Origin of the sequence: Mesorhizobium sp. M7A.F.Ca.MR.245.00.0.0, from assembly GCF_003997415.1 — a bacterium.
In the GTDB taxonomy this organism is placed as follows: Bacteria; Pseudomonadota; Alphaproteobacteria; order Rhizobiales; family Rhizobiaceae; genus Mesorhizobium.
Map to the genome: position 1 here is coordinate 47,521 of NZ_RZTE01000039.1, position 7,774 is coordinate 55,294.

A 7,774-nucleotide genomic window follows, 5' to 3' on the forward strand; every position below is an offset into this window, starting at 1 on the left:
TAAGACTAGCGAAACCTTTTGCGCATTCTCAAGGCTATTGCCCGCGCCTATCATCAGCAAGATACAAATCCGGCACGCCTTCTTAGACGGCGGGGCCACGAGTGTTTTAATGCGGGACGCCGGTCGTTCCGCTATCGCGGGCGAGGCTCTGAATGGACACTGACGTTCCCGCAAACCGACGCCGCGGAGGCCGGTCTTCGGTGGTTGCGGCACGGGAGGCTGAAAGAAGGCCGCGTGTCTCGACTATCAAGTACGGAATTCGACCTGTGGAGGCCGTCAACGCCGAACAGCTTGAGCGCATTCATCAGGCTTCGCTGGCGATCCTACGCGAGATCGGGATCGAATTCAGAGATGAGACAGCGATCAGGCAGTGGAAAGAGGCGGGGGCGGATGTCCGTGAACACCGCGTTCGCCTCGAGGCCGACATGGTCATGGATCTCATCTCCAAGGCCCCTTCCCGTTTTGAAATGACGTCTCGCGATCCGTCACAGCGTTTCGAGATCGCGCCAGATACAATGACTTTCGGCGTCATGCAGGGTGCGCCAAACATCCGCGATCTTCAGGGCGTGCGGCGCGCATCCACGATCGAGGATCTCCGGAACATGAACCGGCTGACCCAGATGCTGCCCGGTTTCCATATCGCGGGCGGGTTCACCTGCGAGCCGACCGACATCGCCGTGCCATGGCGCCATCTGCACATCAATCATTCGAGCCTGGTGGAAACCAACATGCCTTTCTTCGGTCTGACGACCGGAAAGCAACGTGCCGACGACTCGATCGCGATGGGCCAGATCGTGCATGGCAAGGCATTCATGGATCAGAACGCGGTGATGATCGGTCACGTGTCGGGCAACTCGCCGCTTGTCTGGGATTCGACCATGCTGGAAGGGCTTCGCGCCTTCGCCGACGCGAACCAGGTCGTGCTGCTGTCTCCATTCGTGCTCGGCGCCGCCAACACTCCCGCCGACATCCCCGCCACGATCGCCCAGTTGAATGCGGAGGCGCTCGCCGCGCTGGCCTATACTCAGCTTGCCGCGCCAGGCGCCAAGATGATCTACGGTCAATATTCCGTCTCGGTGTCGATGCGCAGCGGCGCCCCCATGTCCGGCATGCCGGAAGTTACTCTGATCAACGCCGTCATCGGACAACTGGCAAGGCGCTATAACGTGCCGTGGCGAACCACTGCGTCTCAATCCTCCGCCAAAACCTTCGATGCCCAGTCCGGTTATGAATCAGCCATCGCCTACATGTCCGGCGCCAGCGCCTGCTCCAACCTTATGATGCATGCCGGCGGCTGGGATGAAGCCGGTCTGGTGTGCTGCATGGCGAAGTTCATCGCCGATGCTGAACAGAACCTGCTCATCGAGAAATACGCGCGGGGCATATCATTCGAATATTTCGAGGATGCGCTCGAAGCCGTCCGCCGCATCGGACCCGGCGGCCACTATCTCGGAGATTCCTTCACGCTCAAGCGCTTCAAGGACGCGTTCATCGCGCCGGAGATCCTCGACTACCTAAGCTACGAGCAGTGGAAGGTCAAAGGTTCCAAGGACATGGCACAGCGCTGCAGGGAGAAGGCGACAGCAATCATCGCGAGCTACGAGCAGCCGCCGATGGACCCTGCCGTCCGCGAGGAACTCGATGCGTTTGTGGCGAAACGCCAGGAGGATATTTCCCCGAGCCTCGCCTAAGTCCAGCCAGGCGCCCATGAATAAATGGACCGGGAACAATAAAATTAGGGAGAAGAAACATGGCGTTTTTCAGAAGCAATGGGGATCGCGTTCCAGCTTCCATCGATAAGATGGCGAGCGAGGTCAAAGCAGGCACGATGGACCGGCGTGAGTTCCTTGCGCTTGCAAGTACATTCGGCGCCTCGGGTGCGATGGCCTATAGCCTGATCGGCGTGGCATTTCCCCAATCGGTGCGCGCCGCTGAACAGAAGAAGGGCGGAATTCTGCGCGTCTCAATGCCCGTCAAGGCGCAGAAAGACCCGCGTACCTATGACTGGGTGGAACTTGCCAACATCTCTCGTTGCTGGCTGGAGCCGCTCGTCCGTTACACACATGAGTTCACGTTCGAACCTGTTCTGCTGGAAAGCTGGGAGATCAATGAGGACGCGACGGAGTATGTCTTCCACGTCCGGAAGAGCGTCACCTGGAACAACGGCGATACATTCGACGCCGATGACGTAATCTTCAACATAACCCGGTGGTGCGAGAAGGGCGTCTCGGGCAACTCGATGGCCGCTCGTGTCGGGGGGCTTATCGATGCCAAGAACGGCAAGGCGAGAGATGGAGCGATCGTCAAGGTCGATGATTATACCGTCAAACTCGAGCTAAGCGACCCCGACATCGCCATAATCGCGAATTTCACCGACTATCCCGGGCTGATCGTCCACCCCAGTTTCGATGCCGGCGGCGCCGACCCAGTCACGAAGCCGATTGGGACGGGTCCATTTGAACTGGTATCCTACTTGGTCGGCAGCAAGGCTGAAGTCAAACGCCGGCAGGATGGCAAGTGGTGGGGCGGCGAGGCGTTGCTCGATGGCGTGCAGTTCGTCGATTATGGGACCGACTTCCAGGCGACGGTGGCTGCTTTCGAGTCCGGGGAGGTCGATCTCAATCTGGAGACTCCGGCTGACTTCATCGACATTCTGGACAAGATGGACCTGGTAAAATCGGAAGTCGCAACGGCAACGACGCTCGTGTGCCGCACCAACACCGCCCACAAACCATATGACGACAAGAAGGTCCGAAACGCGCTGCAGATGGCGGTCGATAACAACGCTGTCCTTCAACTCGGCTATGCAGGGCGGGGAACGGTCGGCGAAAACCATCACGTCAGCCCAATTCATCCGGAATATTATGCTCTGCCCAAAAAGAGCCGGAACGTAGAGGGCGCGAGGAAACTCATTGCTCAATCCGGACATACAGACTTCGAGCATGAGTTGATCTCGATCGACGAGGATTGGCAGAAAAACACCGGGGACGCCATCGCGGCCCAGCTGCGCGAGGCCGGTTTCAAGGTCAAACGTACTGTGCTTCCGGGTTCGACATTCTGGAATGACTGGTCAAAGTACCCATATTCGCTGACCGTCTGGTACATGCGCCCCCTCGGCGTTCAGGTTCTTGCATTGGCCTATCGCACTGGCGAAGCCTGGAATGAGACCGCTTATTCAAACCCCGAGTTTGACGCCAAGCTCAAGAAGGCCTTCTCCGTGAGTGACGCTGCCGAGCGCAAAGAGTTTATGAAGAACATCGAGGACGTGTTGCAGGACTCCGGAGTGATCATCCAGCCGTTCTGGCAAAGCCTCTTCGGTCACATGAACAAAAAGGTCCAGAACTACGTAATTCACCCGACGTTTCAAATGGATCTGCAGAACGTCTGGCTCGCCGCCTGAAGGCTCCAGTCGAGCACGCCGACTGGAGGGCAGGCCTGGTCCGGAGCGTGGTGTCCAGATGGACGTCGTCGGGTGAACAGGACGGTGAAGTCTGGACGATGGCACCATGAAGCAGGGAGAACTGCGCATCTGTCGGTAACGGTGCGACCTGCTCAGGAATAGAAGAGTAGCTCTACCTGCCGTAGGGCCTTGCGGAATCCGGAGCACCTATTGCACACAACTAACTTTAGCGCGACGCCGCGATATTCCCCTGGACCCTGGTGGCGTAGCAAGTTTTCGAGCGAGAAAGCTTCTGGAGAACAGCAACATGGGTAAGTGCGGAATACTAGATCCTTTTGAGTGCGGGGTAATCCCTCTCGCTGATTGGATGACTATCGGGCTGCGCTGGGTTGTTGATCACTACAGGCCGTTCTTTCAATCGGTCAAGGCGCCCTTCGACCTTCTACTGCAGTGGTTCGGCATAGCGCTCCATTCGGTTCCTCCGGTCGTGATGATCATCGTTGCGGGCCTGGCGGCTTGGCAGTTCGGCGGACGGAAGGTCGCCGGGGTTATCGTCGGCGCTCTCATCTTTATGGGTCTCATCGGCGTCTGGCAGGACGCCATGACGACGCTTTCAATTGTGCTGACTTCGCTCGTCGTAGCGGTGATGCTTGGCATTCCGCTCGGTATCTGGGCGGCGCGGAGCGAGCGAGTATTTGTGGTGATGCGTCCGATCCTTGACGGGATGCAGACCATTCCAGCGTTCGTCTACCTGGTTCCCATTGTGATGCTCTTCGGTATCGGCAACGTGCCGGGCGTGATCGTTACGGTAATTTTTGCGGTTGCGCCGCTGATCCGCCTTACGAACCTCGGCATACGGCAGGTACCGGAAGAGGTGATCGAAGCCATGCGCGCCTTCGGCGCTACGGAGCGTCAGCTTCTGTGGAAGGCTCAGCTGCCGCTTGCGCTACCCACCGTCATGGCCGGCATCAACCAGACGCTGATGATGTCGCTATCGATGGTGGTCATCGGTTCGATGATCGCTGTTGGTGGACTGGGCCAGACGGTGCTGCGCGGCATAGGCCGTCTTGATGTGGGTTTGGCGACAGTCGGGGGCCTGGGCATCGTCGCGCTGGCCATCGTGCTGGATCGCTTCACGCATTCGCTGTCGACACAGAAGCGAAGGCCGGGCGAGCTCTGGCATCAAGGTCCGGTGGGACTTTTCAGGGCCGTCACCTTAACAACTAGTCACAGAAGCTGAGCAATTTGCTCACACAGGGAGGAAACGATGAAGATAAAATGTGTGGCGCTGGCCATGGCCGTGATGGCTGGCTATGCGGTGCCGGCAATGGCAGATCAGGTCATGCCGGCCTGGAGCGGAGCGACAGAAGAGCTGTTCCAGACATTTGTCGTGGATGAGGGTCTCAAGGAGCTCGGCTATAACATAGCTGACCTGACCCAGGTTCAAGTTCAGCTGGCGCATACCGCTGTAGCTAACGGCGATCTCACCTTTTATGCGGTGCACTGGGTTCCGCTTCACGACACTTTCTGGAAAGCATCAGGCGGCGATGAAAAGCTGATGAGCGTCGGCACCCTAATCAAGAACAGCCTGCAGGGCTATCTGATCGATAAGAAAACGGCCGACGCCACTGGCATCAAGTATCTTGAGGACCTCAAGGATCCCGAGAAGGCCAAGCTTTTCGACATCGACGGGAATGGAAAGGCAGACCTCTACGGTTGCGAACCGGGGTGGGGCTGCGAACGCGTGATCGAGCATCAGCTCGACGCCTATGGCCTGCGTGATACCGTCGAGGAAAAGCAAGGCGGCTATTTCGCCATCATTCCTGACGCGATCGAACGCATCAAGGCTGGCAAGCCGACACTGTACTACACTTGGACGCCGCTGTGGGTATCTGCCATTCTCCGCCCAGGCAAGGAGGTTGTCTGGCTCAACGTCAAGAACACCTCTCTTCCTGACGCGGAGACCGGCAACACAGTTGTTGAAGGCCTCGGGAATCTTGGCTTCGCCGTGAACGACCAGAAGATCATCGCCAATACGACTTGGCTGAAAGCCAACCCGAAAGCCAAGAAATTCTTTGAGCTCGTGCAGATCCCGATTGCGGACGTCAACGCGGAAAATCAAAAGGTTGCCAATGGTGAAAAGAGCAACGAGCAGATCATGAAACACGCAACCGACTGGATCGCCGCTCACCACGCTGATTGGGAAAAGTGGATCGCTGAAGCCAAGGCCGCCAAGTGAGGCTCTGAGGTTTAAATCGGCCGGCGGCATCCGCCGGCCGATTACGGTCTGAAGATAGGCACAACACACTATCGAGAGTTCCGCACATGACTATACCCGCCATCGTCTGTTCCGGCTTGTGGAAAATTTTCGGGACGCGCAAAGGGGAAGCCCTCGCGGCGGCCCGCGATCGCGGGTTCAGCAAGAGGCAAGTCCTTGAAGAATTCGATTGCGTTCTGGGTGTGGCCGATGTGTCCTTCTCGGTCGAGCCCGGCGAGATCTTTTGCATCATGGGGCTGTCCGGCTCAGGGAAATCGACGCTTGTCCGCCATCTCAATCGGCTGATCGAACCAACCGCAGGCGAGGTTCGGATCGGCGGAAATGCCATCAACAAACTTTCGCCGTCTGAACTCCGGACCCTTCGCTCAGAGACGGTCGGCATGGTCTTCCAGCACATGGCGCTGCTGCCGCACCGCACCGTCTACGACAATGTTTCCCTCAGTCTCGAACTCCGAGGCAAATCACGCAAGGAGTGCCGCCGCGTGGCGGAAGAAAACCTCAAGCTCGTTGACTTGAGCGGTTGGGGCGAGCGTTACCCGGACGAGCTCTCGGGCGGGATGAAGCAGCGGGTGGGGCTTGCCCGTGCCATGGCGGCAGACCCGCAGATCCTGTTACTGGACGAGCCGTTCTCAGCGCTCGACCCGTTGATCCGCCGCCAACTCCAACAGCAGTTCCTAGACCTCGCGAAGGTCGTCCAGAAAACAACGGTGTTTATCACACACGACCTCGACGAAGCCATTCGCCTGGGCGATCGTATTGCGATCATGAAGGATGGTAAGTTCGTTCAAGTGGGAACGCCGGAAGACATCGTAACCGCGCCCAAGGACCGCTATGTCGCTGATTTCGTCTCAGGCATTTCGCTGCTCAATCTCGTCACTGCCAGGAAGATCATGCAGCCGCGGGACAGCATAGCGACGCTTTCTGAAAAGAAATTCCAAGCGCTCCCCCGCGTGCAAACCACTGACAAGCTCTCCGCTGTGATCAGCACCGCTGCGGATGGCGGCGATCTGATCGCAGTCTATGACGGCAGCGAGCCGGCGGGCGTCGTCACCCGGCGCGCCCTGTTTTCAGGAATTCAAGGCGTGATATCGAGCCCCAAGGCCGTGAGTGGTTTGAAATCGGGAAAAATTTGCCAGTACGGGGGCAGCTCTGCCCCCTCAATCCGCCCAACAAGCTCTGGAAGATCAATCGATATGGACACAGCTGCGCTCTCTGCTCACAGCGACGAAGGCAAGAAATGAGCGAACCGACCTTGTCCCGTGCTTAGTAGAAGTGCTCGCGCAGTGCCCCGGCGCCCTGCATGCTGAACAGTCTGAAACTACTTTCGTGAAGGACCCCGCCGTCGCCCTTTCGCGGCGATGACTTACGTTCCGCCCGGGCGATCCACGCGCGGTGGACGCAACGGGCTTTAAATCCGCACGCCCATTTTACCACCGCCGATCTGACACATTTAAATTGGTCCTATTGAAGACTTGCCACCCACCCACGGCTGTGGTCGATCGTAGGGACCGGTACTGAGGACGTCTGCCTACAAGGCCTTGAGCCGCTCCACCGCGGTTAGGGCTGATATCTCTCGGGCCTTGGCCAGCATCACTACTTTCAAGGTCTCCCAACAAGAGACGGCATTGGGGATACGGACACCTAGACGCTTGACGTATAATTGCTCGCGTTACGTATCGAAGCTGCATCCCTTGCGAAGACGCGTTGCGCAGCTATCCACTCATTCCTATAGGTGTTTGTAACTCAGGCCCGCACTTTTTCAGCCTTCGGATCGTACATCGGCTTCAACGATGCTTCCGCCGCGAAGCGTTCGCCGGCGATTTCGATCTCGTAGGATGAAGCCAGCACATCGGCCTCGCTCTCGCCCCGGCATGGCACATAACCCAGCCCTACCGCGCCGCCGAGGTGATGGCCGTAATTGCCTGATGTGATCGGACCGACGATCTTGCCGTCGCGCAGGATCGCCTCGTTATGGAAGAGCAGGGGCTCTGGATCCTTAAGCCGGAACTGGACGAGCCGGCGTGACAGGCCGGCTTCCTTTTTGCGCAGCACGGCATCGCGGCCGATGAAGTCGCCCTTGGCGGTCTTCACCGCGA

The 7,774-nt window shown here is 58.3% G+C and carries 6 protein-coding genes; 5 read left to right on the top strand and 1 reads right to left on the bottom strand.

Annotated elements, in window-relative coordinates; genetic code table 11:
• Positions 1-152 precede the first annotated feature (152 nt).
• The 5 genes from EOB80_RS27675 (at position 153) to EOB80_RS27695 (ending at position 6,919) form a co-directional block, all read left to right on the top strand.
• Positions 153-1,691, top strand: a complete 1,539-nt coding sequence (locus EOB80_RS27675) for a trimethylamine methyltransferase family protein (protein WP_126080626.1) — start codon at positions 153-155, stop codon at positions 1,689-1,691.
• A 59-nt stretch (positions 1,692-1,750) separates the two neighbouring features.
• A complete protein-coding gene (locus EOB80_RS27680) occupies positions 1,751-3,400 on the top strand; it encodes an ABC transporter substrate-binding protein (RefSeq protein ID WP_126080625.1) in 1,650 nt (549 codons plus the stop codon).
• Between the two features lie 367 nt (positions 3,401-3,767).
• Positions 3,768-4,640, top strand: coding sequence for an ABC transporter permease subunit (locus tag EOB80_RS27685; protein ID WP_245466464.1), 873 nt, complete (start codon positions 3,768-3,770; stop codon positions 4,638-4,640).
• 27 nt (positions 4,641-4,667) lie between these two features.
• Positions 4,668-5,639: a glycine betaine/L-proline ABC transporter substrate-binding protein ProX gene (gene proX / locus EOB80_RS27690; protein ID WP_126080623.1), complete on the top strand. Its 972-nt coding sequence runs from the start codon at positions 4,668-4,670 to the stop codon at positions 5,637-5,639.
• Positions 5,640-5,725: 86 nt separating this feature from the next.
• A complete protein-coding gene (locus tag EOB80_RS27695; protein WP_127330956.1) occupies positions 5,726-6,919 on the top strand; it encodes a betaine/proline/choline family ABC transporter ATP-binding protein in 1,194 nt (397 codons plus the stop codon).
• Positions 6,920-7,421: 502 nt separating this feature from the next.
• Here EOB80_RS27695 and EOB80_RS27700 read toward each other — a convergent pair.
• On the bottom strand, positions 7,422-7,774 hold a 353-nt coding region (locus EOB80_RS27700; RefSeq protein WP_164762744.1), incomplete at its 5' end, for a glycine cleavage T C-terminal barrel domain-containing protein.